The sequence below is a fragment of the Mesorhizobium sp. M7A.F.Ca.CA.001.10.2.1 genome, from assembly GCF_003998575.1.
In the GTDB taxonomy this organism is placed as follows: Bacteria; Pseudomonadota; Alphaproteobacteria; order Rhizobiales; family Rhizobiaceae; genus Mesorhizobium.
In genome coordinates, this window is record NZ_RZQY01001322.1 from 1 (window position 1) to 507 (window position 507).

At 62.7% G+C, this 507-nt stretch carries 1 pseudogene; it reads right to left on the reverse strand.

Features of this window, described 5'->3' with window-relative positions:
* Nucleotides 1-463 (reverse strand): annotated as a pseudogene (locus EN964_RS36875) (hypothetical protein); the annotation flags it as partial.
* Nucleotides 464-507: the final 44 nt, after the last annotated feature.

The following is a 507-nucleotide window of genomic DNA, read 5'->3' on the forward strand; positions in this document are numbered from 1 at the left end:
GGAATTTTTCATCGATGACCAGCCGGCCGTGATCCAGATCGTAGACGTTGCGGTCGGTGAGCAGCCATCTGGCAAAGGACGGCTTGTCGGCCAGCACGGTGGCGCGGTCGATCTGGTTTTCCATCTTCGCTTCATAGAAGCTGGACGTCGCCGGATCCCATTTGAAGATCTTCAGGAGGTATTCGGCATGACCGCCGAAATCGCGCCGCGTCGAGGCAGACAGGCGCAGCACCTGCATGTTGAGTTCGAGTCGCATGATCTGCGACGAATTGAGCATGGCGCCCGACAGCGGCCCCTCGTCGGAGCGCAGCCAGGCGGCAAGCTGGTCGGGCGGCAGGTCCTTTTTTCCGGCTGCCAGCCAGCGCTGGGCAATATCGGCGCAGGACACATCGGTGGCGCCTGGCAGGTCCTTGGAGGCGCGCGCTTGTGCCTGCCTGGGTTTGGCGTTGAACACCAGGCTCATGGTCAACGGCAGCCGCGAGGAAATGCGCTGGCCCGCCTTTCCCT